The 26,161-nt window shown below is 60.9% G+C and carries 24 protein-coding genes; 11 read left to right on the plus strand and 13 right to left on the minus strand.

What is annotated here, in order from left to right; translation table 11 throughout:
- Positions 1 to 43: 43 nt before the first annotated feature.
- Positions 44 to 2,155 carry a hybrid sensor histidine kinase/response regulator gene (locus tag BLU01_RS00590; RefSeq protein ID WP_092269373.1) on the minus strand — a complete coding sequence of 704 codons (2,112 nt, stop codon included), beginning with the start codon at positions 2,153 to 2,155 and terminating at the stop codon, positions 44 to 46.
- Between the two features lie 181 nt (positions 2,156 to 2,336).
- A complete protein-coding gene (locus tag BLU01_RS00595) occupies positions 2,337 to 3,026 on the minus strand; it encodes a GntR family transcriptional regulator (protein ID WP_092269376.1) in 690 nt (229 codons plus the stop codon).
- Positions 3,027 to 3,166: 140 nt separating this feature from the next.
- Between BLU01_RS00595 and BLU01_RS00600 the strand changes: the two genes are divergently transcribed.
- The 7 genes from BLU01_RS00600 to BLU01_RS00630 all read left to right on the plus strand — a co-directional run bounded on the left by BLU01_RS00600 (position 3,167) and on the right by BLU01_RS00630 (position 10,697).
- Positions 3,167 to 4,252 (plus strand): ABC transporter ATP-binding protein, encoded by a 1,086-nt coding sequence (locus BLU01_RS00600; RefSeq protein WP_092269379.1) that lies wholly within the window; start codon positions 3,167 to 3,169, stop codon positions 4,250 to 4,252.
- A 1-nt stretch (position 4,253) separates the two neighbouring features.
- Entirely contained in the window at positions 4,254 to 5,171 is a 918-nt protein-coding gene (locus BLU01_RS00605) for an ABC transporter permease (protein ID WP_092269382.1), read from the plus strand.
- Positions 5,168 to 5,956, plus strand: coding sequence for an ABC transporter permease (locus BLU01_RS00610; protein ID WP_092269384.1), 789 nt, complete (start codon positions 5,168 to 5,170; stop codon positions 5,954 to 5,956). Before BLU01_RS00605 ends, BLU01_RS00610 begins: the two co-directional genes overlap by 4 nt.
- 17 nt (positions 5,957 to 5,973) lie before the next feature.
- Positions 5,974 to 7,026: an extracellular solute-binding protein gene (locus BLU01_RS00615; protein ID WP_092269387.1), complete on the plus strand. Its 1,053-nt coding sequence runs from the start codon at positions 5,974 to 5,976 to the stop codon at positions 7,024 to 7,026.
- Positions 7,027 to 7,306: 280 nt separating this feature from the next.
- Positions 7,307 to 8,494 (plus strand): amidohydrolase family protein, encoded by a 1,188-nt coding sequence (locus tag BLU01_RS00620; protein ID WP_092269390.1) that lies wholly within the window; start codon positions 7,307 to 7,309, stop codon positions 8,492 to 8,494.
- Positions 8,491 to 9,978: an amidohydrolase family protein gene (locus tag BLU01_RS00625; RefSeq protein WP_092269393.1), complete on the plus strand. Its 1,488-nt coding sequence runs from the start codon at positions 8,491 to 8,493 to the stop codon at positions 9,976 to 9,978. The genes BLU01_RS00620 and BLU01_RS00625 overlap by 4 nt, the downstream gene beginning before the upstream one ends.
- A gap of 56 nt (positions 9,979 to 10,034) precedes the next feature.
- A complete protein-coding gene (locus BLU01_RS00630) occupies positions 10,035 to 10,697 on the plus strand; it encodes a flavin reductase family protein (RefSeq protein ID WP_092269396.1) in 663 nt (220 codons plus the stop codon).
- 42 nt (positions 10,698 to 10,739) lie between these two features.
- On the opposite strand, the gene BLU01_RS00635 is transcribed toward BLU01_RS00630, so the two are convergent.
- The 6 genes from BLU01_RS00635 to BLU01_RS00660 form a co-directional block, all read right to left on the minus strand.
- Positions 10,740 to 13,844 (minus strand): error-prone DNA polymerase, encoded by a 3,105-nt coding sequence (locus BLU01_RS00635; protein WP_092269399.1) that lies wholly within the window; start codon positions 13,842 to 13,844, stop codon positions 10,740 to 10,742.
- Complete coding sequence (locus BLU01_RS00640) at positions 13,841 to 15,256, minus strand: Y-family DNA polymerase (protein ID WP_092269402.1); 1,416 nt, start codon at positions 15,254 to 15,256, stop codon at positions 13,841 to 13,843. Before BLU01_RS00640 ends, BLU01_RS00635 begins: the two co-directional genes overlap by 4 nt.
- Positions 15,257 to 15,263: 7 nt before the next feature.
- Entirely contained in the window at positions 15,264 to 15,881 is a 618-nt protein-coding gene (imuA, locus tag BLU01_RS00645) for a translesion DNA synthesis-associated protein ImuA (RefSeq protein ID WP_092269404.1), read from the minus strand.
- On the minus strand, positions 15,881 to 16,498 hold the full coding sequence (gene lexA / locus BLU01_RS00650) for a transcriptional repressor LexA (RefSeq protein WP_092269407.1): 618 nt from the start codon (positions 16,496 to 16,498) through the stop codon (positions 15,881 to 15,883). The genes imuA and lexA overlap by 1 nt, the downstream gene beginning before the upstream one ends.
- Positions 16,499 to 16,753: 255 nt before the next feature.
- Positions 16,754 to 16,951: a YbdD/YjiX family protein gene (locus BLU01_RS00655; RefSeq protein WP_092269411.1), complete on the minus strand. Its 198-nt coding sequence runs from the start codon at positions 16,949 to 16,951 to the stop codon at positions 16,754 to 16,756.
- 15 nt (positions 16,952 to 16,966) lie between these two features.
- Positions 16,967 to 19,024, minus strand: a complete 2,058-nt coding sequence (locus tag BLU01_RS00660) for a carbon starvation CstA family protein (RefSeq protein WP_092269414.1) — start codon at positions 19,022 to 19,024, stop codon at positions 16,967 to 16,969.
- Between the two features lie 270 nt (positions 19,025 to 19,294).
- Here BLU01_RS00660 and BLU01_RS00665 point away from each other — a divergent pair, with 270 nt between their 5' ends.
- The gene (locus BLU01_RS00665) at positions 19,295 to 20,650 is read left to right on the plus strand and encodes a cache domain-containing protein (RefSeq protein WP_092269417.1); all 1,356 of its coding nucleotides are present in this window, start codon (positions 19,295 to 19,297) and stop codon (positions 20,648 to 20,650) included.
- Between the two features lie 39 nt (positions 20,651 to 20,689).
- A complete protein-coding gene (locus BLU01_RS00670) occupies positions 20,690 to 21,322 on the plus strand; it encodes a response regulator (protein WP_092269420.1) in 633 nt (210 codons plus the stop codon).
- A gap of 15 nt (positions 21,323 to 21,337) precedes the next feature.
- Here BLU01_RS00670 and BLU01_RS00675 read toward each other — a convergent pair whose 3' ends face one another.
- The gene (locus BLU01_RS00675; protein ID WP_059404251.1) at positions 21,338 to 21,553 is read right to left on the minus strand and encodes a TOBE domain-containing protein; all 216 of its coding nucleotides are present in this window, start codon (positions 21,551 to 21,553) and stop codon (positions 21,338 to 21,340) included.
- Between the two features lie 342 nt (positions 21,554 to 21,895).
- Positions 21,896 to 23,098, minus strand: a complete 1,203-nt coding sequence (locus tag BLU01_RS00680) for an NAD(P)/FAD-dependent oxidoreductase (protein WP_092269423.1) — start codon at positions 23,096 to 23,098, stop codon at positions 21,896 to 21,898.
- A gap of 275 nt (positions 23,099 to 23,373) precedes the next feature.
- On the opposite strand from BLU01_RS00680, the gene BLU01_RS00685 reads away from it, so the two are divergent.
- The gene (locus BLU01_RS00685; protein ID WP_092269426.1) at positions 23,374 to 23,931 is read left to right on the plus strand and encodes an RrF2 family transcriptional regulator; all 558 of its coding nucleotides are present in this window, start codon (positions 23,374 to 23,376) and stop codon (positions 23,929 to 23,931) included.
- Between the two features lie 76 nt (positions 23,932 to 24,007).
- On the opposite strand, the gene BLU01_RS00690 is transcribed toward BLU01_RS00685, so the two are convergent.
- Entirely contained in the window at positions 24,008 to 24,343 is a 336-nt protein-coding gene (locus BLU01_RS00690; RefSeq protein WP_092269429.1) for a hypothetical protein, read from the minus strand.
- Positions 24,344 to 24,517: 174 nt separating this feature from the next.
- Positions 24,518 to 24,709, minus strand: coding sequence for a DUF2188 domain-containing protein (locus BLU01_RS00695; RefSeq protein ID WP_092269432.1), 192 nt, complete (start codon positions 24,707 to 24,709; stop codon positions 24,518 to 24,520).
- Between the two features lie 223 nt (positions 24,710 to 24,932).
- Here BLU01_RS00695 and BLU01_RS00700 point away from each other — a divergent pair, with 223 nt between their 5' ends.
- Positions 24,933 to 25,295, plus strand: a complete 363-nt coding sequence (locus BLU01_RS00700; RefSeq protein WP_092269435.1) for an NUDIX hydrolase — start codon at positions 24,933 to 24,935, stop codon at positions 25,293 to 25,295.
- Positions 25,296 to 25,301: 6 nt separating this feature from the next.
- On the opposite strand, the gene BLU01_RS00705 is transcribed toward BLU01_RS00700, so the two are convergent.
- On the minus strand, positions 25,302 to 26,075 hold the full coding sequence (locus BLU01_RS00705; protein ID WP_092269438.1) for a 1,6-dihydroxycyclohexa-2,4-diene-1-carboxylate dehydrogenase: 774 nt from the start codon (positions 26,073 to 26,075) through the stop codon (positions 25,302 to 25,304).
- Positions 26,076 to 26,161: the final 86 nt, after the last annotated feature.

Raw genomic sequence — 26,161 nt, forward strand, 5'->3', positions numbered from 1 at the left:
ATGACGCCTTCGCGGGCAAGCCATGCTCCTACAGAGTTATGTGTCAGCCATTGAGGACGGCGCGAACCATCTGCGTCAGCGCTTCGGGGCCGTAGGGTTTGCTGAGCAGGTGCGTGTCCGGGCTCAATTGGTGATTGCGCGAAATGATGTCGCGCGTATGCCCGGAGGTGAACAGCACCGCCACTTGCGGGTTTTGCACTTTGGCCCACGCCGCCAGGTCGGAACTCTTGATCAGCCCGGGCATGACCACGTCGGTGAAAATCAGGTCGACGACCAAACCTTCCAGCAACATTTGCATCGCGATGTCGCCGTTGCTCGCGGTGAGCACCTGATAACCCTCCTCGCGCAGCAATTCGACCACCGAGACGCGCACCGCTTCGTTGTCCTCGACCACCAGAACCGTTTCATGCCCACCGCGCTGCTGTGCGGTCGGCAATGCCGGTTCACCCGGCAACGCGCGCAAACTGCGCGGGAAGTACATCTGCACGCGCGTGCCTTCGCCGGGCACGCTGGACATCTCGATGTGACCGCCGCTCTGTTTGACGAAACCGAAAACCATGCTCAAGCCGAGCCCGGTGCCCTGGCCGTCAGCCTTGGTAGTGAAGAACGGTTCGAAGGCCTGCGCCAACACCTCCGGCGACATGCCGCTGCCGGTGTCTTGCACCGCCACGCGCACATAATCGCCGGCGACAATGCCTTTACCGGCGCAAAACCGCCGGTCGAGGGCGATGTTTTCGGCGCTCAAGTCAATCGTGCCCTCGCCGCGCATGGCGTCGCGGGCATTGATCGCCAGATTGAGGATGGCGTTTTCCAGTTGGTTGCGATCGACGTGCAGACGCCACGACTCATCGGGGATATTCACATTGATCTGGATGGTTTCGCCAAGCGCGCGTTGCATCAATTCTTCGAGGCCGTCGAAGATTTTCCGTGGGTCACACACCGCCGGCGACAGCGGTTGGCGGCGGGCGAACGCGAGCAGCTGCGAGGACAGCTTGGCCCCGCGCTCGACCGCAGCAATCGAGGCTTTGACCCGACGCTGCACGTTGGCATTGTCCGGTTCATGCCGGGCGAGCAAGTGCAGGTTGCCGGCAATCACTTGCAGCAGATTATTGAAGTCATGGGCGACGCCACCGGTGAGGCCGCCAATCGCTTCCAGTTTCTGCGACTGGCGCAGCTGTTCTTCGGCCGCCAGCCGCGCGCCGACTTCATTGGCCACACGCTCTTCGAGATTGCGGGTGAACTTGAGCAACGATTCTTCGGCGATCTTGCGTTCGTGAATGTCGATCAACACGCCGGGAAAACGAAACGCCCGGCCCTGTTCATTGAACTCGCAACAACCGCTGGCGAGCACCCACAGGTAACTGCCGTCGGGGCGCATTACCCGATATTCCGCGTTGTACGGCGCGCCGGTTTTCACCGCTTGCTCGACCCGTTCCTGCACCCAGCTGTGGTCATCAGGATGAATCCGCGATTCAGCGATGCGCGCTGGCAGGTCGGCCAGATTGCATCCGGCAGGATAAGAAAAGGTTCGGGCAAAACGCTCGTCGCCGGACAGCACATTGGCTTCGAGGTCCCAGACGAACGAGCCGATCAACGCCCCGGCATTCAGCGCCAGGCGCACGCGCTCGTTGTCGGCGCGATAAGCATCCTCGGCGGCTTGGCGGCGGCGCTCGGAAATCACATGCGCGGTGGTCTCGACCACCATCGCCATGACCCCGCCGGGCCGCCCTTCATCGTTGGCGACCGGGCTGTAATAGAGGTCCATCCAGACTTGTTCCGGAATGCCGTCGCGGAGCAATTCCAGCTCTTTACTGCGGTAGGACAACGTGCCGCCCGCCAGGCAGGTATCGACCACGTGCCGGTTGAAGTCGGCGACTTCCGGCCAGCCCAGTTCAACTGGCGAGCCCAACAGATAAGGGTGGCGCCCGCCAGCAAACACCGAGTACGCATCGTTGTAGATCATGTAGCCGAGCGGACCCCAGAGCATCACCATCGGCAATGGCGACGCCAGCATCAACTGCACGGTACTGCTCAGGCTGCGCGGCCATTGATCAATGTGTCCAAGCTCAGTCTGGCTCCAGTCGAACGCACAGATGCGCCCGGCCATTTCGCCGTTCCAGCCAACACAACCGTGGTTATCGGAAAGAAACTGCATCGACTGACTCTGTGTCCTGTGGTGACGCCCGTTGGTTTCGAGCACGCTGAGTGCCATTGGTTTCATAGAGTTATAGCTGAGCGAAGATTTCGCAGCGGCTGTCGGTCATCGAGTGGCGGTGACTGTGGACGCAGCCTCGCTGGAGCTCGGCAGCTGCTACAGGTCTGGCGGCGCCTGCGGGCTAAACCTCAATCAAATGTTTGAGCGGATGGTAGCCAGTTTTCAATGTGGCGGCGACATCCAGAATGGCTTTCTCGATGCCATTCAAATGCATGCAGGTCAGTTCGATGGCGGCGCTCTGATTGCCGGCCTCGATGTACTCGATCAAGCGCAAGTGCTCGTCGTCGCGGCACACCTCGTGGCTGTCGTCGTCCAGCGCTGCGGCGTACAGCGAGGCGCGCGAAATCAGCTTCTGGAACCAGTCGAGCAACACTGGATTATTCAGGCTGCGCGCCAGTTTGATGTGGAACTCGCCGAGCAGATGAATCAGCCGTTCATGATCGCCGCTGCGGTGCGCCTGATCTTCCAGCAACAGGTGATCGCGCAGGTCCTGGGTCACTGCGGTATCGCGGCGACGGCACAATTCGCTGACGATGCCGATCTCGATCAGACGCCGGGTTTCAAACAGCGACCGAATCTCTTCATCACTGGGCAACGACACCGACGCACCTTTATTGGGCTCGGTGGTGACCAGTCCATCGGCCTCCAATTGCTTGAGTGCGGCACGAACCGACGTGCGGCTGACATTAAATAACTGCGCCAGCGACGCCTCGCCGAGTTTCATCCCCGGTCGCAACGAACGCTTGCTGATCGCCTCGTAAACCCCTTGGTAGACACGGTCGACCGTGGTTTCCAGTTTTTTCTCGACCATTTCCCCGCTCCTTTGGCCCAGTGCAATCCACCCCTGGCGTTGATCAGCCATTGAAAAAGGGGCTTTCAAGAGCAGATTAATCCGGCTATTTCTAAATTGCATCCAGACATTGCATACAATAATTAGAGGATTGCACCATTATGGTTCAGCCGATAGCCATTGAAGTGCGTAACGTTTCCAAGCGCTATTCCGACGACCCGGGGCTGGCGCCCGCCCTCGACAATGTGTCCGTAGACATTGCCGACAACGAATTCTTCACCCTGCTCGGCCCATCCGGCTGCGGCAAAACCACCTTGCTGCGCACCATCGCCGGTTTCGAACACGTCAGCGATGGCGAGATCCGTCTGGCGGGTGAACCGGTCAACCACTTGCCGCCGTTCAAGCGGCGGGTCAACACGGTGTTCCAGAGTTACGCGCTGTTTCCGCACATGAGTGTCGCGCAGAATATCGCCTTCGGCCTCGAGATGCAGGGTCTTGATCACAAGTCGATACCGCAACGGGTCGATGAAATGCTCGCACTGGTGCAAATGCAACACTTGGCCCGGCGCAAACCGGCGGAACTGTCCGGCGGTCAGCAGCAACGCGTGGCGTTGGCTCGGGCCTTGGCGCCGAAACCGAAAGTGCTGTTGCTGGATGAACCGCTGTCAGCGCTCGACCTCAAGTTGCGCAAAGAAATGCAGGTCGAACTCAAGCGCGTGCAGAAGGAAGCCGGGATCACCTTCATTTTTGTCACCCACGATCAGGAAGAGGCGCTGACGCTTTCCGATCGCATCGCGGTGATGTCCGCCGGCAAGATTCTGCAGATCGGCACGCCGAACGACATCTACGAACGCCCCAACCATCAGTTCGTCGCGCAGTTTATCGGCGACATCAATTTCCTCCCCGGCCACCTCAAACGCGGTCAGCACAACGAAAAACTCTTTGTGCCGAATGGCATGCCGGTGGAAATCCCCTGCCCGGCCCACGGTTTTGACGGCGCGGCGGTGCAATTGGCGTTTCGCCCGGAGCGTTCGCAACTGGTTGACCCGACGCAGCCGCATCACCTGCGCGGGGTGATCGAAGCGGTGTTGTACGTCGGCACCGCGACGCTCTATCAATGCCGTTTGAACAACGACATCAAAGTCATGCTGCGCGAAAACAACGAAGGCCTGAACCGTGGCCGTGTCGTCGGCGATCGGGTTGCGGTCAATCTGCCGCCGCACGCCTGCCTGTTGATGGAGGCCTGAGATGAGCGTCAGCAGCACTTCTCCCGCCCTCAACCGCGCGCTGTTGCTCAGCCCGGTGGTTCTGACTTTGCTCGCGTTGATCGCCATTCCGCTGGGCATCATGGGTTACATCAGCCTGCTGCCGCGCAACGTTTACGGTGGTGTCGACTGGCAGGCCGATTGGCAATTGCACAGTTACGTGCAGCTTTTTTTCCAGGAAGGTTTCGACGGTGAACTGGAGCTGAATTGGGTTTATGCCCAAGCCCTGTTGCGCTCGGTGTTTCAGGCTGGCGGCACGACGCTGCTGTGTTTCCTGTTCGGTTTTCCGGTGGCGTTATGGATGAGCAGCCTGACCCCGCGCCGACGCAATTTGATGGTGTTGCTGATCACCATTCCGTTCTGGACCAACCTGCTGATCCGCAACTACGCCTGGCTGATCATCCTCCGCGAACAGGGCTGGGTCGCGCAGAGCCTGAATGCGCTGTTGCCGCAGGCCGGTGGCATCACCCTGCTCTACAACGACTTCGCGGTCAGTGTCGGGCTGGTCTACAGCTTTCTGCCGTTCATGATTCTGCCGATTTACTCGACCCTGGAAAAACTCGACTGGCGTCTGGTGGAAGCCGCCTACGACCTCGGCGCCAATCGCTGGCACGCGCTGAAGCGGATCATTTTGCCGCTGTCGATGCCCGGCGTGATTGCCGGCGCGCTGCTGGTATTTGTGCCGAGCCTCGGCGCCTTCATCACCCCGGCGATTCTTGGCGGCGGCAAGACGCTGATGATCGGCAACCTGATCCAGCAGCAATTCGGCACCGCACGCAACTGGCCGCTGGGCAGTTCGCTGTCGTTCCTGTTGCTCGGGATTCTGCTGGCGTCGCTGGTGTTCTACGCACTGTATAGCCGCCGCGCTAGCAAGACACTTCGTCGAGGAGCCACCGCATGATCGCTCTGCACCTGAAAAAACTGCCGCTGACGCGTGAAGTCAGCCTGTTGATCCTCGCCTACCTGTACGTGCCGATCTTTGTGCTGATCGCCTACAGCTTCAACGCCAATCGCTCGGCGACGGTATGGACCGAGTTCTCGTTTGCCTGGTACGGGAGGATTCTGGCCAACCCGTCGATCCAGACCGCTGCGTTGAATTCGATCATCGTCGCCAGCATCGCCACGGTCTGTGCCACGGCGATTGCGCTGCTCGCGGCACTGGCGACTTACCGGCCGTTTTATGGGCAGAAGATGGTCGAGGGCGGGATCAACCTGCCGCTGATCCTGCCGGAAATCGTCACGGCGGTGGCGACCTTGCTGCTGTTCATGGCGCTGGGGATCAAGCTCGGTTTGCTGACGGTGATCGTCGCGCACATCGGCTTCTGCATTCCCTTCGCTTACCTGCCGATCCGCGCGCGCCTGAATGATCTGGACAAAAGTCTGCTGGAAGCGGCGAACGACCTGTACGCCAATCCGTGGCAGGTGTTTCGCCGGGTGACGCTGCCGCTGCTGTGGCCGGCGGTGTTGTCCGGTTCGGTGCTGGCGTTTGTGGTCAGCCTCGACGATTTCATCATGACGTTCTTCGTCGCCGGCCCCGGCTCGACGACGTTGCCGGTGTACATCTTCTCGGCGATCAAGGCTGGCGTGACCCCGGAGATCAACGCGATCTCGACCCTGATGCTGGTGATTTCCATTGTGCTGGTGGTGCTGGCCTTCTGGCTGGGACAGCGCGGCAAAAACCAATAAAAATCTGGAGCTCTTTTATGAAAGTGAAAACCCTGCGTTTGGCTATTTCTGGTCTGGCCCTGAGTTGCTTCACCGTATTCAGCGTCCAGGCTGCCGAACCCAAAGAACTGTTTTTCTACAACTGGACCGACTATTACCCGGTGGATTTGCTGGCCAAGTTTGAAAAGGAAACCGGGATAAAAGTCACCATGGACGGCTACGACAGCAACGAAACCCTGCTCGCGAAATTGCAGGCCGGCGGCGCTGCGTATGACGTGATCGTGCCGTCGCAATCGATCATGCAAACCTTGATCAAGCAGGATCTGCTGCTGGAAATAGACGCGCCTTCGCTGGCGAATTTCCAGTACGTGAAACCGGCGTTCCGCGACCCGAGTTTCGACCCTGGCCGCAAGTTTTCGGCGCCGTATCTGTGGGGCACTACCGGGTTTTCCTATGACAGTGCGCGGGTCCCGGGCGGCAAGCTTGATGATTCGTGGAAGGAGTTTTTCGAGCCGCGCAAAGAGCTCGAAGGGCAACTCGCCGCGCTGGACACGTCCAGCAGTGTGATCAACGCCGCCAGCCATTATTTGAACGTCGACGAATGCACGGAAAACCCGCAGGACGCCAAGCGCATTCTGGAGCTGCTGCAAAAGCAGAAACCGCATCTGAAGATGTACAGCTCGGACAACACCGTGGACCGCATGGCGTCCGGCGAGGTGATCATGATGCAGAACTGGAACGGTTCGACCGCCCGCGCGACGTTGCAAAAGAGCAGCATCAAGTACGTGTATCCGCGTGAAGGCGTGGCGATGTTCCAGGACAATTTCGCCGTACCGAAAAGCGCGCCGCACCCTGGCAACGCGAAGATTTTCATCGACTGGATGATGAAGCCGGAAAACGCAGCCGCGGTGTCGAACGCGATTGCCTACGCCAACGGGATTCAGAGCGACCAGTTGCTCGATGCCAAATGGAAAGTCATGGACGCGATCAACATGCCCGACGAATTCGCCTCGCGCCTGCGCCCGGAAAAAGAATGCAGCAACAAGGCGCGCGAGCTGCAAGACCGGATCTGGTCGAAGCTCAAGGGTTGATCGGCTGACTTTGAACCGAGGTGCGGCCATCGCGAGCAAGCTCACTCCTACAGGGTATTGAGTTGTTCACACAGTCCATGGGCAACACAAACCCCCTGTAGGAGCGAGGCTTGCCCGCGAAGAGGCCCGAACGGACACCGCATAACGGCCATCGCGAGCAGGCTCACTCCTACAGGGTATTGGGTTGTTCACACAGCCCATGATCAACACAAACCCCCTGTAGGAGCGAGGCTTGCCCGCGAAGAGGCCCGCCCAAACACCAAATATTCAGAGGTAAAAAATGACCTGGCTCCGCAACGTCCGCCCCTACGGCGCCCCTGCCGAGGATCTACTGATCGAAAACGGCCTGTTCAAGGACCGCCGCCCGGCATCCGCTGCACCGCTGGCCGCCACTGATATCGACGGCCAACACCAACTCCTGACCCCGGCGCTGGTGGAAAGCCACGTTCACCTCGACAAAACCCTCTGGGGCCAACCCTGGCGGCCGAATAGCGCGGGGCCGACGCTCAAGGATTACATCGCCAACGAGCGCAACGTCCTGCGCGAAGTCGAAACGCCCATCGCCCAACGCGCCGGCGCCCTGCTGGAAAACTGCATCGCCCGTGGCTCGCTGACCCTGCGTTGCCACGTCGACATCGACCCGGAATTCGGCCTGCGCCACGTCGAAGCCCTGCAACAACTGCGCGAGCGCTATCGCGACCTCATCGACCTGCAACTGGTGGTGTTCCCGCAAACCGGGCTGATCAGCCGCCCCGGCACCGCCGAACTGATGCGCGACGCCATGGCGCTCGGCGTCGAAAACGTCGGCGGCCTCGACCCGTGCGGCATCGACAATGACCCCATCGCCCAGCTCGATTTTGTCTTCAAACTCGCCAGCGAATTCCAGCGCGGGGTCGACATTCACCTGCACGACAAAGGTGAATTGGGCCTGTGGCAAATCAAATTGATCGCCGACTACACCGAACGTTTCGGGCTTCAGGGCCGGGTGATGATCAGTCACGCCTATTGCCTCGGCATGTTGCCGTGGAGCCAGGTGCAACCGGTGGCCGAACGCCTCGCAGCGCTACGCGTTTCACTGATGAGTTCAGCGCCAGCCGATTGCGCGGTGCCGCCGTACCTCGCTTTGCGCGCGGTCGGGGTCAATGTGTGCCTGGGGTCGGACGGCATCCGCGATGCCTGGTCGCCGATGGGCAACGGCGACATGCTCGAACGCGCGATGCTCCTGGCGTTCCGGTTTGACCTGAACAAGGACGAAGAACTCGCTGCAGCCTTTGATGCAGCGACGGTGAACGGTGCGCGCGCATTGGGCTGCGAGGCGTATGGCGTGGACATCGGCTGCCCGGCAGACTTTCTGCTGATGCCCGTGCAGACCTTGGGCGAAGCGGTGGTTTCACGTCCGCTGCGCGAGGTCTATCGCGGCGGTCGGCTGATCGCCACGGCCGGCCGTTTGCTGGACAGTCGCCTGTGAAACGCATTGGCCTGAAAGCCGCTTGCGTGGTCGGTTTCGATGGTACGCAGCATGTGCTGTGGCGCGACGGCGAAGTGGTGTTTCGCGGTTCGCGCATCGAGTTTGTCGGGCGCAATTACCCCGGCCCGGTGGATCAATGGATCGACTACGGCAACGCGATGATTGGCCCCGGTTTCATCGACCTCGACGCTCTCGGCGATCTCGATTCGACGGTGCTGACCCTCGACAACGGTGACGAGCGCGGCATGGGCCGCATGTGGTCTGAAGACTATCTGGCGGCCGGTCCGCGCGAGAGTTACACCGCCGACGAAGAGCGCTTCAAGTATCGTTACGCCTTCACGCAACTGATCCGCAACGGCATCACCACGGCGATGCCGATCACCTCGATGTACTACCGCGAATGGGCAGAAACTTATGACGAGTTCGCGGCAGTCGCTGCTGTCGCGGGCGAGTTGGGCCTGCGCACTTACCTCGGGCCTTGCTACATGAGCGGCATGAGTTATTGGCGCGCCGACGGCAGTCTGGGTCATCACTGGGACGAAGCTCGCGGCCTCGCCGGATTGCAAGCAGCGGCGCGGTTTTTTCAGGACTTCGACGGTGCCCACGACGGCTTGATTCGTGGCGCCCTGCTCCCGGATCGCATCCAGACCTGCACCCCGGCGCTGCTGCAACGCACCGCCGCGCTGAGCCGCGAACTGGATGCACCGGTGCGTTTGCACTGCTGCCAGGGCTTGGACGAAGTGGCGATGGTCAAGCAATTGCGCGGCGTTTCACCGCTGGCCTGGCTCGAGCAACTGGACTTGCTGACCCCGCGCAGCCTGCTGCCCCACGGCATTTACACCGACGGCGACGCAGATCTTCAGCGCGTGGTGAACGGCGGCGCGAGCCTGGTGCATTGCCCGCTGGTGTTCGCCCGCGACGGCGAGGCGTTGAACTCTTTCGGCCGTTATCGCGCCAAGGGCATCAACTTCGCGCTGGGCACTGACACCTGGCCGGCGGATTTGCTGGAGAACATGCGCCACGGCTTGAACATCGCCCGGTTGATGGAGGGCGGCAACGCCCTGACCAGCACGCTGGACCTGTACAACGCCGCCACGCTCGGCGGCGCCAAGGCTTTGCGCCGCGACGACCTCGGACGCCTGGCGCCGGGGGCCAAGGCTGATATCACCGTCTTCAGCCTGCGCGGCCAGCACCTCGGGCCGCTGTTCGATTCACTGAAAAACCTCGTGCTCGCCGGGCGTGGTGACGACTGCATCGCCAGTTACATCGACGGTCGCTGCGTGATGCAGGACGGTCAGGTGCAGGGCGTCGATTACCCGGCGTTACAGCGTCAGGCGCAACGCCAATTCGAAAAACTGATGCGCAGCCACAGTACTCGCGCGTTTGGCCAACCGGACTGGAAAACCCTGTTCAAACCGGCGATCCCGTTCGCCGATGACTACAGCGCAGACGCGCCGCTGAGCGCGATTGATCCCCTTCTTTAAAGCGTTTTCGCCCTAGAGCGTTTTTTTCATAGCGCATTTTTTCATAGAGAGCTGCCATGCAAAGTTTCGATTTCAGCCAACTGAGCCCACGCGACAAATACAAGATCCTGATCGGCAGCGTCGTGCCTCGGCCGATTGCGCTGGTCACCACCATTGATGGCGAAGGCCGGATCAACGCCGCGCCGTTCAGTTTCTTCAATGCGTTGTCGGCCGACCCGCCGATCCTCGCGCTCGGCGTGGAAAACTACGGCGACCAGAGCCCCAAGGACACCACGCGCAACATCCAGCTCAATCAGGAATTCACCGTGAATATCGTCAGCGATGCGCTGGTGGAAGCGATGAACGTCTGCGCCGTGCCGTTCGCGCCGGGATTTGACGAACTGACCGCCGCCGGCCTCACCGCGATCCCCGGCACCACGGTCAAATGCCCACGCATCGGCGAAGCCCCGGTGGCGCTGGAGTGTCGACGAATGATGGCGCTGTCGATTGGCCAATCGCGGGAGATCATTTTTGGCGAGGTCTTGATGGCGCATGTGCGCGACGAATTGATCGACCCGAAAACCCTGTACATCGACCAATTGGGCCTGGACGCGATCGGGCGCATGGGCGGCCACGGTTATGCACGAACCCGCGATTATTTCGACTTGCCAACCCGCTCGTTGCAGGCGTGGACCGAGGCGCCGGGGGGCGGTGAACGGTTTTGGCCGGTTGGTAAGTAATCGTTTGGTCGTTCCCATGCTCCGCGTGGGAATGATCGGCACTCAATGAAAATCCCGACTGCGCACGTGGATGCCGTCCAGCAGCGGGCTCAAATCGCTCATGCGTCCGGCGATCAGGTGCCGCACCTCGCCTTCCCTTTCCCAGCGCCCATCGACCTTGAGCAATTGCGCGCCGACCAGCACCTGGCGTTGGCGTTCGGCCAAGTCGCGCCAGACCACCACGTTGACGTTGCCGAATTCGTCTTCAAGGGTCACGAAAGTCACGCCGCTGGCAGTGCCCGGTCGTTGGCGCCCGGTCACCAGCCCGGCGACGCTGACCGGGCGCCCGTGCTCGACGTCGAGTAATTCCCGGGAGCTGCGACAACGTCGGGCCTTGAGTTCGGCGCGCAGCAACGCCAGCGGGTGCGGGCCGAGCGTGGTGCCGACCGTCGCGTAATCGGCGTGCAAATCCTCGCCCACGGTCGGTTTGGGCAACGAGACCTCCACCTCTTCCTGACTCGGTAAACCGGCAAACAACCCGAGCTGTTTCTGCACCCCCGCCACTTCCCAGCGCGCCCGATGACGATCCCCGGCCAACCCGCGCAGGGCCCCGGCATCCGCCAATTGCTCCTGGGCGCGGGCGTCGAGTTGCGCACGTTCGCCCAGGTCGGCGACATCGACAAACGCGCCCCTCGACCGCGCCGCCTCGATGCGTCGGGCATCGTCTTCGCGAAACCCCTTGATCATCCGCAAACCCATGCGAATCGCCGGTTGCGCGCCGCTGATCGGTTCCAGGCTGCAATCCCAGTCGCTGGCGCGCACGTCCACCGGGCGAATCTGCAAATGATGCCGGCGGGCGTCCTGCAGAATCTGGTCCGGGTTGTAAAAACCCATCGGCCAGCTATTGATCAGCGCACAGGCGAACGCCGCAGGTTCGTGGCATTTGAGCCAGCAACTGGCGTAGGTCAGCAGGGCAAAACTGGCGGCGTGGGACTCGGGAAAACCGTAGCTGCCGAAGCCTTTGATCTGTTCGAAAAGCTGCGCGGCGAATTCTGCGGTGTAGCCGTTCTTTTTCATCCCGGCGGCGAGGCGTTCCTTGTGTGGTTCCAGTCCGCCGTGACGTTTCCACGCCGCCATGGAGCGGCGCAACTGATCGGCCTCGCCGGGGCTGTAGTCGGCGGCGACGATGGCGATCTGCATCACCTGCTCCTGAAACAGCGGCACGCCCAAGGTGCGTTTGAGCACCACTTCCAGAGCTGGCGATGGATAGACCTCGGATTCCTGCTTGTTTCGACGGCGCAGGTACGGGTGCACCATGCCGCCCTGGATCGGCCCCGGACGGACGATCGCCACCTCGATCACCAAGTCATAGAATTCGCGCGGTTTGAGCCGCGGCAGCATCGACATCTGCGCCCGGGATTCAATCTGAAAGACGCCGACCGTGTCCGCCCGGCCAATCATGTCGTAGGTCAGCGAGTCTTCGGCGGGCACCGTCGCCAGGCTCAAGTCCAGATTGCGGTGCCGGCGCAGCAGATCGAAGCAGCGGCGGATTGCGCTGAGCATGCCCAGCGCGAGGATATCGACCTTGAGCAGGCCGACCGCGTCGAGGTCATCCTTGTCCCACTGGATAATCGTGCGCTCGGCCATCGCCGCGTTTTCCACTGGCACCAGCGTGTCCAGCGGCTGCTCGGAAATAACGAAGCCTCCGGGATGCTGGGACAGGTGACGGGGAAAACCGATCAACTGCGCAGTCAGGCTCAACACCCGATGCAGGACCGGGCTCTCGGGGTCAAAACCGCCTTCACGCAAGCGCTCGACGGGCGGCGTCTTGTCGCTCCAGTGACCGCAGCAATCGGCCAGCGCATTCACTTGGTCCGGCGGCAAACCCAATGCCTTGGCGACATCGCGCACCGCGCCAGCCGCGTGGTAAGTGCTGACCACCGCGGTCAACGCTGCGCGGCTGCGGCCGTAACGCTGGAACACATACTGCAAAACTTCTTCGCGGCGCTCGTGCTCGAAATCGACGTCGATGTCTGGCGGCTCGTTGCGCTCCTTCGACAGAAAGCGCTCGAACAGCAACGTGGTGCGATCCGGATCGATTTCGGTAATGCCCAAGGCAAAACACACGGCCGAGTTGGCTGCCGAACCACGGCCCTGACAAAGGATTTTCTGTTCGCGGGCGTAACGGACGATGTCGTGAACCGTGAGGAAATAGCTCTCGTAGCCCAGCTCGGCAATCAGCTCCAGCTCTTTATCAATCTGCGCCAGCACCTTGGCTTGCGGCGCCTTGGGCCAGCGCCACTTGATGCCTTCTTCGGTCAAATGTCGCAGCCATGAAGTCGCCGTCTGGCCGTGCGGCACCAACTCGCGGGGGTATTGGTAGCGCAATTGCCCCAGGTCGAACGTGCAGCGCCGGGCAATCACCCGCGTTTCATCGAGCAGCGCTTGCGGATAAATCGATTGCAGCGCGTCGAGGCTGCGCAAATGCCGCTCGCCGTTGGGGTGCAAACGCAAACCCGCCGCCGCCACCGGCAGGTGATGGCGGATCGCGGTCATGGTGTCCTGCAACGCGCGCCGGCCACGGGCGTGCATGTGCACATCGCCGCTGGCCACCGCCGGGATGCGCAACTCCCTGGCCAGCAGCAACAAATCGTTCAAGCGGCGGCTGTCGTCCTGCCCGCAATGCAACTGGACCGCCAGCCACAGGCGTTCGGCAAAGGTCTGCTTGAGCCAATCACCGCTGGCAAAATCATCGACCGCGTCCGGCACCCACAACGCCAACAGCCCCGGCAACGGCTCGCTGAAATCCTCGCGCAGCACTTGGTACTGGCCTTTTTGCGTGCGGCGGCGGGCGCGGGTGATCAAACGGCACAACGCCTGATAACCCTCGAGGTTTTCCACCAGCAGCACCAGTTTCGGACCATCCTCGATGCGAATTTCGCTGCCGATGATCAGCGGCAGTTCGACGGATTTCGCCGATTGCCAGGCCCGGACAATCCCGGACAAGGTGCATTCATCGGTGATCGCCAAGGCCTGATAACCCTGGCGTTTCGCCCGTTGAAACAATTCCAGCGCACTGGATGCGCCGCGCTGGAAGCTGAAGTTCGACAGGCAATGCAGTTCGGCATAGCCGCTACAGTCAGCATATTTGGCACCGTCGATGCTCATGCGAACCAGCCTTGCAGCCACAGCGGACCGCCCTCACCCACCGCGCGATAAGCCCAGCCCTGTTGGCCGGCGCGGGTCTGGATCAAGTAATAATCGCGGCGCACATCGGCGCCGTCCCACCAACCGGATTCGATGCGTTCCGGGCCCATGAGAATACGCGCCGAGCCTTCGTGCACGGCCATCGGTTCGGTCAGCAGCCAGCCCGGCCGCTGCACCCCCGGCAGCCCGCCGCAGGGCTGGTTGTCGACGCTGGTTTGCCACGTGCATTCGGGTCGGTGATCGGCCTGAAAACGCAAACCCTGCACCGCTTCGTCGCCCAACCGCGCCCGCAGGCGTTCGCGTAATTGCTCCCAGGGCAAGGACTGCTGCGGGCGGTCGTCGAACAGTTCCTGGCGCTGCGGCACGAAACTCGGCAGGTCTTCGGCAGACAAGCGAAAACCGCGTACCGGGGCTTCGACCTGCACTTGCTCCAAGCGCCCGCGCGCCAGTTCGAAGAGCATCGCCGGATCGCGCTCGGCGCTGAGCAGGCCGACCTTGATCACTGTGTCCGGCAACCCGGCGTGCTCCAGATGCAGGTCGAAACGCTGCACGCCGCTGTCCCGACCGCAAAGGAATGCCGACAGATCGCCGGTCAAGCGACGCAAGGGGAACAGCAGTGCCTGATGGGATTGCACGTCGAAATTGAGTTCGATGCGCACATCAAACCGATCCGGCGGCAGGTAAAACGCCAGGGCCAAGTGGCGCAAGCCGAGCAAGGCGTCCAGATGCTTGAGCGCCTGGGCCTCGAAACGCCGGGCCAGGGTATGGCGCGGCAATGCCTGAACCTGGCTCAAAGTGCGCAGCCCCATGCGCGACAACGCCGTGGCCACCGAGGATTCGAGGGCGATGCGGTCGACCGGCAATTGCCCCAGGTGATAACGCAAGGCCTGATCGTCCGGCACCACCAGCCCGTCATAGACATTGGCCAGCACCCGCGCCGCCACGGGATTGGGTGCGGCGACGATGCGATGACGAAAGCCCAGTTCGGCGAGTTCGCTGCGCAATCGCGCTTCAAATTGTGGCCACGCGCCGAACAGGCCCAGGCTCGACTCGATTTCAAATACCACGGCACGCGGGTAATGCACGCTGACCTGGGAACTGAAGCGATAGGCCCACGCGGCGAGAAATTGTTGCCAGTGTTCGATTTCGGCGGCGTCGTATTCCGCCGTGACAAAACCTTTGCTCAATGCTTGAGCGGCGGTCATTGACTGGCCGGGGCGCAAACCGAGCGCGCGGGCCGAGGCGTTGACCGCTTGCAACACCCGACGCTGGGCCGGGCCGGTCAGCAACGCCAGCGGCTCATGGGGGTCGGGACGCTGACGCAGTACCGCGTCCAGCGCCAATTGCGGGAAAAGAATGCACACCCAGCGCATGGCAACCTCAATGTCCCATCGCGAAAGCAATCGGCGCCGTGCGCGCCAATCCGCCCCGGCACTTGAGCACTCGCAATTGCGCAGGTTTGGCGTCGATAGCAATGCGCAGCGCTGCCGGCGAGGGGTTTACCGCTTCGGCCATCGAGCGGTAGGCAAACGCCAGGGTCGAGCCGGTTTCCGCCGCTACCTGCAAGCGCCGCAACGCGCGGTCATCGGCCTTGTGCGGCCAACACAGGACCGCGCCGCAACTTCCCGAGCGCAGGCATTGTTCCGCCGCCCACAGGGCATCGCGTTCACTGGCCTGAATGATCGACAACTGGCGCAGATCGACTCCGGCGTTCTGCCAGGCTTGCGGATACGGTACGTAGGGCGGCGCGATCAGCACGATGCGCTCGCCCGCCGCCGCCAGCCGCGCCAGCGCCGGCCACACCAATTGCAATTCGCCGACGCCCTGCCCGCTCAGGAGGATTTCGGTCAGCGCCGCTTCCGGCCAGCCACCGCTCGGCAGCGCCGCATCCAGCGCCGCGTGCCCGGTGGGTTGCGGGCTGACGGCCGGTGGCGCAGGACGGCCCTTCCAGACCTGGCCGCCATTGAACAGCGTATCCAACGCAACGACGGCGCCCATCATCCTTGCCTCACCAGACCGCAGAACACGCCTTCGATGGCCAGGTCCTGATCGGCATCGACGATGATCGGCTTATAGGCCGGGTTGCGCGGCAGCAGTCGCACGCTGTCGCCGACCCGTTCGAAACGCTTGATGGTGACTTCGCCGTCAAGCCGCGCGACCACGATCTGCCCGTTGTAGGCCTCGGGATTGCGGTGCACGCCTACCAGATCACCGTCGAGGATGCCGTCCTCGATCATCGAGTCGCCCTGGACCCGCAGCATGTAATCCGGGACGCGGGAGAAGATTGCCGGGTCGAACAGCAAACGGCTGTGGACCTCGGCATCGGCACCAATCGGTGCCCCCGCTGCTACGCGACCGAGCACCGGGATGTCCAGCAGTTCGGGGCGCGGCGGTTGCCCGAGCAAGCGAATGCCCCGCGCCTGATTCGGGTTGACCTCGATAAAACCGGCTTCGGTCAGCGCCAGCACATGCTTGCGCGCCACGCTGCGCGAGGCAAAACCAAAAGCCTCGCTGATTTCAGCAAGGCTCGGAGACTGACCGTGCTCCGCGATTCGATCACGGATAAAAGTCAGGATGGCGGTACGGCGGGGAGTGAGAGTCGTCATGGAGTACATTTGTACTCTTTCGGCATTTTCCTGGCAATAACCGCCAGTCAGGTGAGGCCTTGGGGAAGCAAGGCTTTCCCCAAGAGCTCGGCCCCTACAGGGGATTTCTGTTGTGCGCAGATTTGTGTGCACCGCAAATCAAATGTAGGAGCCGAGCTTGCTCGCGATGGCGATTGAACCTTCAACACCGTTGCTGAATGTCAGACCGCTATCGCGAGCAAGCTCGGCTCCCACAGGGTTTTGCGTTGCTTCAATGACAGCCGTTTAACAACACTTCGGCCCGGATTTGCCGCCGTAACGTGCTTCCTGACGTTCGCGGAAGAACATTTCGTAGGTCATCACCGGTTTGTCCGGGTGGTTGGTTTGCATGTGCTCGACGTAGTTGTCGTAGTCGGGCATGCCGACCATCAGGCGCGCGGCCTGACCGAGGTATTTACCGAGGCGACTCAGGTCATTGAACATCGTTGCAATCCTCGATCAAGCATCCGGCAGCGCCTGGAATGGCGCTTCCTTATCCGTGCGTTCCTTGGTGCCCCAAGCGGCAATCCCGACTTTGAGCGCGTAGAACAGAATGCTGAACACCACAAACAGGAACAGTGCCGTCAGCGTCGCGTTGGTGTAGGCATTGAAGATGACGTGGTTCATCTGCGTAATGTCCTTGGCCGGAGCGAGGATCTGGCCATTGGCCAAAGCATCGCTGTATTTACGCGCCAGCGACAGGAAGCCGATCGCCGGATTCGCGTCGAACAGCTTGATGAAACCCGCCGTGGTGGTGCAGATCAGCAGCCAGACCGCTGGCAGCATGGTCACCCAGATGTAGCGTTGGCGTTTCATTTTGATCAGCACAACCGTGGCAAGCATCAGCGCGATGCCGGCGAGCATCTGGTTAGAGATGCCGAACAGCGGCCACAAGGTATTGATCCCGCCCAGCGGATCGATCACACCCTGATACAACAACCAGCCCCACATCGCCACACAACCGGCGGTGGCGATCAGGTTGGCGGTCCAGGATTCAGTGCGTTTCAGCGCCGGAACGAACGAACCCAGCAAATCCTGAAGCATGAACCGTCCGGCACGCGTACCCGCGTCCACCGCCGTCAGGATAAACAACGCCTCGAACAGAATCGCGAAGTGGTACCAGAACGCCATGGTGTTTTCACCCGGCAGCACGCTGTGCAGGATCTGCGCGATCCCGACCGCCAGCGTCGGCGCACCACCGGCACGCGCCAGAATCGTCGTCTCGCCGATGTCATGCGCGACCGCTTGCAGCGCTTCCGGGGTAATCGCAAAACCCCAACTGCTGACGGTTTGCGCGACGGTTACCACGTCGGCACCGACCACAGCGGCCGGGCTGTTCATGGCGAAGTACACGCCCGGCTCAATCACCGAAGCGGCGACCATGGCCATGATCGCGACGAAGGATTCCATGAGCATGCCGCCGTAACCGATGTACCGCGCGTGGCCCTCACTGGCGAGCAGTTTCGGCGTGGTGCCGGAAGCAATCAGTGCGTGGAAACCCGAAACCGCGCCACAGGCAATGGTGATGAACAGGAACGGGAACAAACCGCCCTTCCACACCGGCCCGGTGCCGTCGATGAATTGCGTCAGCGCCGGCATTTTCAGCTCGGGCATGGTGATCAGAATGCCAACTGCCAACGCGAGAATGGTGCCGATCTTGAGGAACGTCGACAGGTAATCGCGCGGCGCCAGAATCAGCCAGACCGGCAGCACCGCCGCGACAAACCCGTAACCAATCAGCATCCAGGTGATCTGCACCCCGGTGAAACTGAAGACTTTGGCCCACTGCGGATCAGCCGCAATCTGCCCACCGACGAAAATCGAACCGAGCAGCAACGCCACGCCGATCAACGAGATTTCGCCAATGCGCCCCGGACGGATGTAGCGCATGTAAATGCCCATAAACATCGCGATCGGAATGGTCGCCATCACCGTGAACATGCCCCACGGGCTGTCAGCCAAGGCTTTAACGACGATCAGCGCCAACACCGCGAGGATGATGATCATGATCAGGAAGCAGCCAAACAGCGCGATGGTTCCGGGGATACGGCCCATTTCTTCACGGACCATATCGCCGAGCGAACGGCCATTACGCCGCGTCGACAGGAACAGCACCATGAAGTCCTGCACCGCGCCGGCAAACACCACGCCGGCAATCAGCCACAGCGTGCCGGGCAAGTAACCCATTTGCGCTGCCAGCACCGGACCGACCAAAGGCCCCGCGCCAGCAATGGCAGCGAAGTGGTGACCGAACAGAATGTGTTTGTTGGTCGGCACGTAGTCCAGGCCATCATTGTTGATGACGGCGGGCGTGGCACGAGTGGGATCGAGTTGCATCACCCTGTTGGCGATGAACAGGCTGTAATAGCGGTAGGCAACGAGGTAGATGGCGATGGCCGCGACGACGATCCAGAGGGCGTTGATCGCTTCGCCGCGGCGCAGGGCCACGACACTCAGCGCAATCGCTCCAATGACAGCCACGACAAACCAGGCGAGGTGTTTAACCAGACGGGTCATTGCGTGTCTCCTGCCGGCAGTCCGATAGGCCGCGGCGAAATTTTTATAATGGGTCCCCGCTCCACAACGGACAGTCGGGCGCGAGGCCGCCTAATATCCGCGCATGTCGCCAGCAGCGGAATCCGCAGAACTACGTAAGGCTCGTCTACGTAGTTCTACGCAGAACGATTCTTCCGTCAGTCCGGCGGCGCGCAAGGCTGGCCAAGCGCAACGGTTTTTGCCCTATGATGCCCGCCATCCGTCACCCGTCCGGTCTCGACAGGAGGGAACATGCAGCTCAAACACAAAATCGTCGCCCTCGGTATCTTGCCGCTGATCCTCGCGATTGCGGTCATTTGCGCGTTGGTGATGTTCCAGAACCGGCAACTCGGCGAGCAACAGGCGCAGTTGATCGAGGACAGCATTCTGGCGAGCAAACGCGCGGAGTTGAAAAACTACGTGGAGATGGCCAAAAGTCTGATCGAGCCGCTGTACGCCGACGGCACCGGCGATGAGACGGCGCAGCAGCGCGTGCTCGAAGAACTGCGCAAACTCAGCTTCGGTCTCGACGGTTACTTTTTTGTCTACGACCGCCAGGGCCGCAGCCTGATGCACCCGCGCCAGTCCGACCTGGTCGGCCAGGACTTGTGGAACATGACCGATCCGCACGGTTTGCCGGTGATTCAGGCACTGCTGAAAAGCGCCGAATCCGGTGCCGGGTTCCAGCGTTATGCATGGAAAAAACCCTCGACCGGCGCCGTCACCGAGAAGCTCGCTTACGTGGTCATGCTCGAGCGCTGGGGCTGGATGCTCGGCACCGGCATCTACCTCGAAGACGTCGAACAAGCCACGCAACAGGCGCGCGATGAAGTCGCGCAAGGCATCCACGGGACGATGCTGGCAATCACCGCCGTCGCGCTGATTGCGGTGTTGCTGGTGTTTGTCAGCGGCATGACGTTGAACGTCAGCGAGCATCGACTGGCGGACAAAAAACTCCAGCGCCTCAACCAGCGCATCGTCAGTTTGCAGGAAGAAGAACGCTCACGGGTTTCGCGGGAATTGCATGACGGCATCAGCCAATTGCTGGTGTCGATCAAGTTTCAATTCGAATTGGCCAGCCATCTGATCGAGGCCGGGCGCGACAATGGCCTGGCGATTTTGCGTGAGGCAACGGAGCGACTCGGCAGCGCCATCGGCGAGGTCCGGAGCATTTCCCATGACTTGCGTTCGTCGCTGCTCGACACCCTCGGTCTGCCCGCCGCCATCGGCCAACTGGCCGCCGAGTTCCAGCAGCGCAGCGGTTTGCAGGTCAATTATGAAAGCGACCTGTTCGACTGCGATCTGGTCGACGGCGCCGCAGTGGCGGTGTTTCGCATCGCCCAGGAAGGCTTGACCAACATCGAACGCCACGCCCAGGCGAGCACGGTTTCGATTACCTTGCAGGGCTCGGCGCAGGCATTGCGCCTGATCGTGGTGGATGACGGCGTCGGTTTTAATGTGAATCGCATCGACCGCTTGAACGCCGGCATCGGCCTGCGCAATATTCGCGAGCGCGTCGAGCATTTTGGCGGCCGCCTCGACCTGCATTCAACGCCGGGCCGCAGCGAACTGAACGTGCTGCTGCCCATGACTGCGCCGGCCGGTTGAAGCCGCTTTGCGTCAAACGACTATAAGAGAAGAGAACCGATGAGCCTGCCCTTCCCGATCCGCGTCGCTCTGGTCGACGATCATTCGCTGGTCCGCGAAGGCATTCGCGCGTTGCTCGCGGTCGTGGATTTTCTGGCGATTGTCGGTGAAGCCGACAGTGGCGCGAGCGCGCTGGAAATGGTCGCCCGGACCCAGCCGGATTTGCTGCTGGTGGACATTGGCCTCAAGGACATCAACGGCCTGGAATTGACCCGGGTTTTGCGCCGCGACTACCCATCGATCAAAATCCTGATCCTCAGCATGTACGACAACAACGAGTACATCAGCGAGTCGGTGCGCTCCGGCGCCAGCGGTTATGTGCTGAAGAATTCACCTTCGCGGGAGATCATTGCGGCGATCGAAGCGATTGCCAGCGGCGGCACGTTCTACAGCGCTGAAATCGCGCAGAAACTCGCCGCCGAACGCCCGACCGACAACGAGCTGACCCCGCGTGAAAGCGAGGTCCTGTGCAAAATGGTCTTGGGCTTGAACAACAAGGAAATGGCCCGCGAGCTCGACATCAGCGTGCGCACGGTGGAAACCCATCGCCTGAGCATTCGCCGCAAACTCAACATCGACAAGCCTGCGGCGCTGCTCAACTACGCGATCGAACGCGGGTTGATCTCACGCTGAACGGCATCGCCGCGATCAGAGCTTGGCAATCGACACTTCGGTGGATTTCACAAACGCGATCACTTCGCTGCCGATCTTCAATTCCAGGTCGCGCACCGAGCGCGTGGTAATCACCGACGTGACGATGCCGGACGCGGTTTGCACATCGATTTCGGAAACCACTTCGCCTTCGACGATTTCCTTGATGACGCCTTTGAACTGGTTACGCACGTTGATCGCTTTGATGGTCATGTGGCGGCTTCCTGTCTGTTGTTTGGCAAGTGGGCACTGAGTGCAGGCCTCCAACATGCACCGCCTAGCGAAACAACAAAAGGAATAAATAACGATTTGGTTATTCTTTAAATGAATATAAGAGATAGGCGTTAATTGCTGTGAATCTCAAATCGCAGGCAAAAAAAAATCCCAGGCAGCTGATGGACGCCTGGGACTTAAAAATGCATAAACCGTGGTGGTGAACGCGGGGCGATATTAACCTACTAAAACACTTTGAAACAAGATATTTCTACGCACCGTTCAGTTAATTAGCTCCGTAAGCCCTTATATATCAACACTATTTGTGCGGAATTTTAGGCCTCATGCAATCGGAATCAGCGGATCAGCTGCGGCCCAAGCGGCCTCGCGATTGGCTTCGGGCGGGTAAATCCAAACGGTATTAATCGTGGTTTTAAGCGCCTTGCCTTCCTGTTTGACCAGCTTGACCTGGCGATCCCAACCCTCGGTGTAGACCGCGCCCCACGCGCCGAGATCCAGGCACGTGACATATTTCGGTTGGCTGTAAGGTGTTGGTTCGACGCCGAGCAACTGCGCCGCGACGTTGTTGCCCGCATGCCGGCCAAGGACGATGGCGTGCTGGCAGGTCATCAGCGCGTGATTGCCGATTTCGTCGCTCGCCGCGTAAGCCACATCACCGGTGGCGAAAATGTCGTCCTGGCCGATCACTTTCAGATGTGCATCGACGTGCAAACGGCCGAGGCCATCGCGCTGGCCGGGGATCTGTTCGGTCAAGGTGCTGGCACGCACGCCGGTGGTCCAGATCACGGTTTTAGCCTCGATGCGCTGACCATCGTCGAGTGTCACGCCGTTTTCATCAACCGCGACCACCGACGATTTCAACTGCCACTTCACGCCGAGCTCAGTGCTCGCCTCGGCGATTGACTGGCTGATTTCTTCGCCCATGGAGGCGCCAACCTTGTCGCCGCGATCAACGATGATGACGTTGATGTCAGCACGCTCGCCCAGAATTGCGCGCAAACGGGCGGGCATTTCTGTCGCAGTTTCGATCCCGGTAAAACCGCCACCGGCAACGACCACGGTGTTGCGCGCATTGCTTTGCGGCAGGTCTGCGAGGGCTTTCAAATGATTTTCCAGGCGCACGGCTTGTTCGATCTGATCGACATCAAATGCGTGTTGCACCACACCGGGCGTGTTCGGCGAAGCGAGACGGCTGCCGGTGGCCAGAACGAGTTTGTCGTAGCTGAGCACCTTTTTTGCGCCGAAGGCATCGAGATACGCCACGCATTTTTCCGCGACATCGATGGTTTCAGCAGCGCCCTGGACGAACTTCACACCCACGGCGTCGAACAGTTTGCCGATTGGCGCGGCGAGTTGATGTGCGTTCGGCTCGTAGAAGCGCGGACGCACCCGCAGCTCGGCCTGCGGGGCCAATACGGTCACTTCGACGCCGTCGTGCTGATGAATATCGAACAAACGGGTGGCGCTCAAGGCTGTCCACATTCCGCCAAAACCTGCGCCGATAACCAGAATCTGCTTTTTCATTGTTGTGCTCCGAGAGGAAAACCAGGTGATGAATCTGTTTGGAAACCGCGACGGCTTGTCGCCGATAACTACGACTCTATTGGTCGCCCATCATCCGCACAAGTCAACTTTACTGATCATTCCCATCTGATTTTTCGATCCATCTACGCAACCCGCATAAACCGGGGCTAGCTAGCTCGCGGCGATCAGAGAAAAAGCAAAGCAGCACAATAAACCGCGTTGCCACCCTCCTGCCTCGCTGCTAATATTTGCGACAACTTTAGTCGGAGATTGATATGTCTCTTTACAGTGCAGGTGTCGAGTACGGCATTCACTGCCTGCTGTTTCTGGTGGGCCATGGCGGCGATTCGCGGGAAGCGAGCGTGCGCGACCTCGCAGAACTGCAAGGCGTGCCGTTGGACTATCTGGCGAAAATCTTCACCAAACTCGCCAAATCAAAATTGGTGGTAGCCACTGAAGGCGTGCGCGGCGGCTTCAAACTGGCCAGGCCGGCAGATGAAATTACCCTGCTCGACATCGTCAACGCGATCGATGGCCAGAAGCTGATTTTTGATTGCCGCGAGATTCGCGGGCGTTGCGCGCTGTTCGAAGGCTCGGCGCCGGAATGGGCGCTGGACGGCCGCTGCGCAGTGCATGGAGCGATGATGACGGCGCAGAAACGCATGGAAGACGCGCTTGCGCAGACGACGATTATCGACCTGGCGAGAAAGGTCGGACGCAAGGCACCGCCAGAGTTTTCCGGGCAAGTCGATGATTGGCTGACCGATCGGCGCGAGAAGAAAACCTCGGCAACCACCGAGCACTCCATCGCCGTGACCGACATCACCGACTAGCCTGTCCGCCGAAAAGCAAAAAAAAGCAGAAACGCTCGTTTCTGCTTTTTTATCCGTTCTGTCCTGCAATCAAACCTTACAGGCAGTCGCGCACCGCTTGGCGCATCGCTGCCGATTTCGCCCACGGCGGCCCTTGATACAGCGAAACCCGGCTGCCGTCCTTGGACTTGACGATGTCGAGGATCTCGTCCGCCGTGATGATGCTCGGCGCAGTCAACCGGTAGCCGTTGGAAATGCCCATCTGATGGGTCTTCGACACTTGCGCCTGCCACAACGGCAGCACGCACGCGGCGTACTCTTTAGGCGGTTTGGCGCTGTACTTGCTGACATTGGGCTCACCGGGCACCAAAGACGCAGGCAATGAACAACCCGCCGACATAGCCACCGCTACCCCCGCAATCAACATCCGCATGACGCTTCCTCATCCTGAAAAACGGCGAATGTAGCGCGTAGACGCGCAGACATCCAGTAAACGATCAGCGAAACCCAGCTAACCGACCGCCGCCCTGCGCCGCTGGACGCTGCATTATTGCTCCCCCATGAAAAAGCCCCGACAAATGCCGGGGCTGCTTTTGCTCATCATTGCCTACCGGCTATTCGCCGGCCGGCTCGCCCGCGCCTTGTACACCGGCAACGCTGCGGCGAATGCCAGGGCTTCTTCGCGGCTGGCGAACGCGCCCAACCGGTCACCTTTGGTGCACACCCGCCACGGGCCGTGGTTAACGCTGAGTACGTCATAACCGTTGATGTGCAGTTTGGTCAGCATTTCAATGCTCATGGTCACCTCCTGTCTGGGCAGTGAAAAACCACAATCGACGCGCTTACCTTACACCCGACGCCCGCCAAGGTGCCGACCAGACGTCGCGCGAGCCTATTCCCTTACAGGTTGCACTTTCCGCAATCGCCAGCAGTCGAACACCTGAAGGCGACGAAACACGGGGCCTCGGCCCGAATATTGCATTTTTATGACTGTTTTGTGACAACCGGCAATTGGGTAACACATGAAAGTACGCGCCACCGTTATTTGCGAGCAAGACCGACACGTCCTTCTGGTGCGCAAGCCCCGGTGTCGCTGGACCTTGCCCGGCGGTAAAGTCGAGCGCGGCGAAACCACCATGAACGCGGCAACCCGTGAACTGGCCGAAGAAACCGGCCTTGGCGTCGACGGCATGCTCTACCTGATGGAGCTGGAAGCAGGCAGCACCCGCCACCACGTTTATGAAGCGTCGGTGATCAATCTGGACGATGTGCGGCCGCTCAATGAAATCACCGATTGCCTGTGGCATCCGCTGGACGCCGTGCAAAACCTCAACATCAGCGACGCCACGCTGCGCATCGTGCGGGCGTTTCAGCGGCGTTTGTAATGCGCCTCAGCCCTGATCGCCACCGCCGACCGGCATGATCATCCCAGTGATGTACGACGCTTCGTCGCTGGCCAGAAACAGGATGGCGCTGGCCTGCTCATCCAGCGTGCCGTAGCGCTTCATCAAACTGCTGTCGAGCGTCTGATCGACGATCTGCTGATACCAGACTTCCTCCTGCGCGCTCTGCTCGGCAGTGTTGCGCGGGATCAGCCGTGGCGGCGCCTCGGTGCCGCCCGGCGCCGTGGCGTTGACCCGAACCCCGCGCCCGGCCGTTTCAAACGCCAGGCACGCGGTCAGCGCGTTGACCCCGCCCTTCGCCGCGCCGTACGGCACTCGATTGACACTGCGCGTGGCAATCGAGGAAACATTGACGATCGCGCCACTGCCCTGCTCGAGCATTAATGGCAGCGCAGCATGGCAACACCACAAGGTCGGGAACAACGAGCGGCGCACCTCGGCTTCGATTTGCTCAGGCTGATAATGCTCGAACGGCTTGGCCCAGATCGTCCCGCCGACGTTATTCACCAACACATCCAGACGCCCGAAACGCGCGACAGCGGTGCTCATCACGCGAGTGCATTCGCTGTAGTCCTCGAGGTCGGCGGTCAGGGCCAGCACCTCGCTAAACGCGGCCAAATCTTTCTGCACCTCGAACACCCATTCAGAGCGATCAACCAGAATCAATTGCGCCCCTTCCGCCGCCATCCGTTCGGCGACGCGCCGGCCGATGCCCTGCGCGGCGCCGGTGATCAGCGCGATTTTGTCTTTAAATCTGTTCATACCAACCTCGTGACCAATGGCCAGATACGGCGTATCTGCCGGGACCCAATCCCCGTAGGCGTGAGCCTGCTCGCGAAAGCGCCCTG

The sequence above is a fragment of the Pseudomonas prosekii genome, assembly GCF_900105155.1.
GTDB classification, from domain to species: domain Bacteria; phylum Pseudomonadota; class Gammaproteobacteria; order Pseudomonadales; family Pseudomonadaceae; genus Aquipseudomonas; species Aquipseudomonas prosekii.

Bases quoted from the DNA above. Each gene is read 5' to 3' on its own strand.
- BLU01_RS00590 (WP_092269373.1), bottom strand. From the start codon at position 2,155: ATGCAGTTTCTTTCCGATAACCACGGTTGTGTTGGCTGGAACGGCGAA.
- BLU01_RS00595 (WP_092269376.1), bottom strand. From the start codon at position 3,026: ATGGTCGAGAAAAAACTGGAAACCACGGTCGACCGTGTCTACCAAGGG.
- BLU01_RS00600 (WP_092269379.1), top strand. From the start codon at position 3,167: ATGGTTCAGCCGATAGCCATTGAAGTGCGTAACGTTTCCAAGCGCTAT.
- BLU01_RS00605 (WP_092269382.1), top strand. From the start codon at position 4,254: ATGAGCGTCAGCAGCACTTCTCCCGCCCTCAACCGCGCGCTGTTGCTC.
- BLU01_RS00610 (WP_092269384.1), top strand. From the start codon at position 5,168: ATGATCGCTCTGCACCTGAAAAAACTGCCGCTGACGCGTGAAGTCAGC.
- BLU01_RS00615 (WP_092269387.1), top strand. From the start codon at position 5,974: ATGAAAGTGAAAACCCTGCGTTTGGCTATTTCTGGTCTGGCCCTGAGT.
- BLU01_RS00620 (WP_092269390.1), top strand. From the start codon at position 7,307: ATGACCTGGCTCCGCAACGTCCGCCCCTACGGCGCCCCTGCCGAGGAT.
- BLU01_RS00630 (WP_092269396.1), top strand. From the start codon at position 10,035: ATGCAAAGTTTCGATTTCAGCCAACTGAGCCCACGCGACAAATACAAG.
- BLU01_RS00635 (WP_092269399.1), bottom strand. From the start codon at position 13,844: ATGAGCATCGACGGTGCCAAATATGCTGACTGTAGCGGCTATGCCGAA.
- BLU01_RS00640 (WP_092269402.1), bottom strand. From the start codon at position 15,256: ATGCGCTGGGTGTGCATTCTTTTCCCGCAATTGGCGCTGGACGCGGTA.
- imuA (WP_092269404.1), bottom strand. From the start codon at position 15,881: ATGGGCGCCGTCGTTGCGTTGGATACGCTGTTCAATGGCGGCCAGGTC.
- lexA (WP_092269407.1), bottom strand. From the start codon at position 16,498: ATGTACTCCATGACGACTCTCACTCCCCGCCGTACCGCCATCCTGACT.
- BLU01_RS00655 (WP_092269411.1), bottom strand. From the start codon at position 16,951: ATGTTCAATGACCTGAGTCGCCTCGGTAAATACCTCGGTCAGGCCGCG.
- BLU01_RS00660 (WP_092269414.1), bottom strand. From the start codon at position 19,024: ATGACCCGTCTGGTTAAACACCTCGCCTGGTTTGTCGTGGCTGTCATT.
- BLU01_RS00665 (WP_092269417.1), top strand. From the start codon at position 19,295: ATGCAGCTCAAACACAAAATCGTCGCCCTCGGTATCTTGCCGCTGATC.
- BLU01_RS00670 (WP_092269420.1), top strand. From the start codon at position 20,690: ATGAGCCTGCCCTTCCCGATCCGCGTCGCTCTGGTCGACGATCATTCG.
- BLU01_RS00675 (WP_059404251.1), bottom strand. From the start codon at position 21,553: ATGACCATCAAAGCGATCAACGTGCGTAACCAGTTCAAAGGCGTCATC.
- BLU01_RS00680 (WP_092269423.1), bottom strand. From the start codon at position 23,098: ATGAAAAAGCAGATTCTGGTTATCGGCGCAGGTTTTGGCGGAATGTGG.
- BLU01_RS00685 (WP_092269426.1), top strand. From the start codon at position 23,374: ATGTCTCTTTACAGTGCAGGTGTCGAGTACGGCATTCACTGCCTGCTG.
- BLU01_RS00690 (WP_092269429.1), bottom strand. From the start codon at position 24,343: ATGCGGATGTTGATTGCGGGGGTAGCGGTGGCTATGTCGGCGGGTTGT.
- BLU01_RS00695 (WP_092269432.1), bottom strand. From the start codon at position 24,709: ATGAGCATTGAAATGCTGACCAAACTGCACATCAACGGTTATGACGTA.
- BLU01_RS00700 (WP_092269435.1), top strand. From the start codon at position 24,933: ATGAAAGTACGCGCCACCGTTATTTGCGAGCAAGACCGACACGTCCTT.
- BLU01_RS00705 (WP_092269438.1), bottom strand. From the start codon at position 26,075: ATGAACAGATTTAAAGACAAAATCGCGCTGATCACCGGCGCCGCGCAG.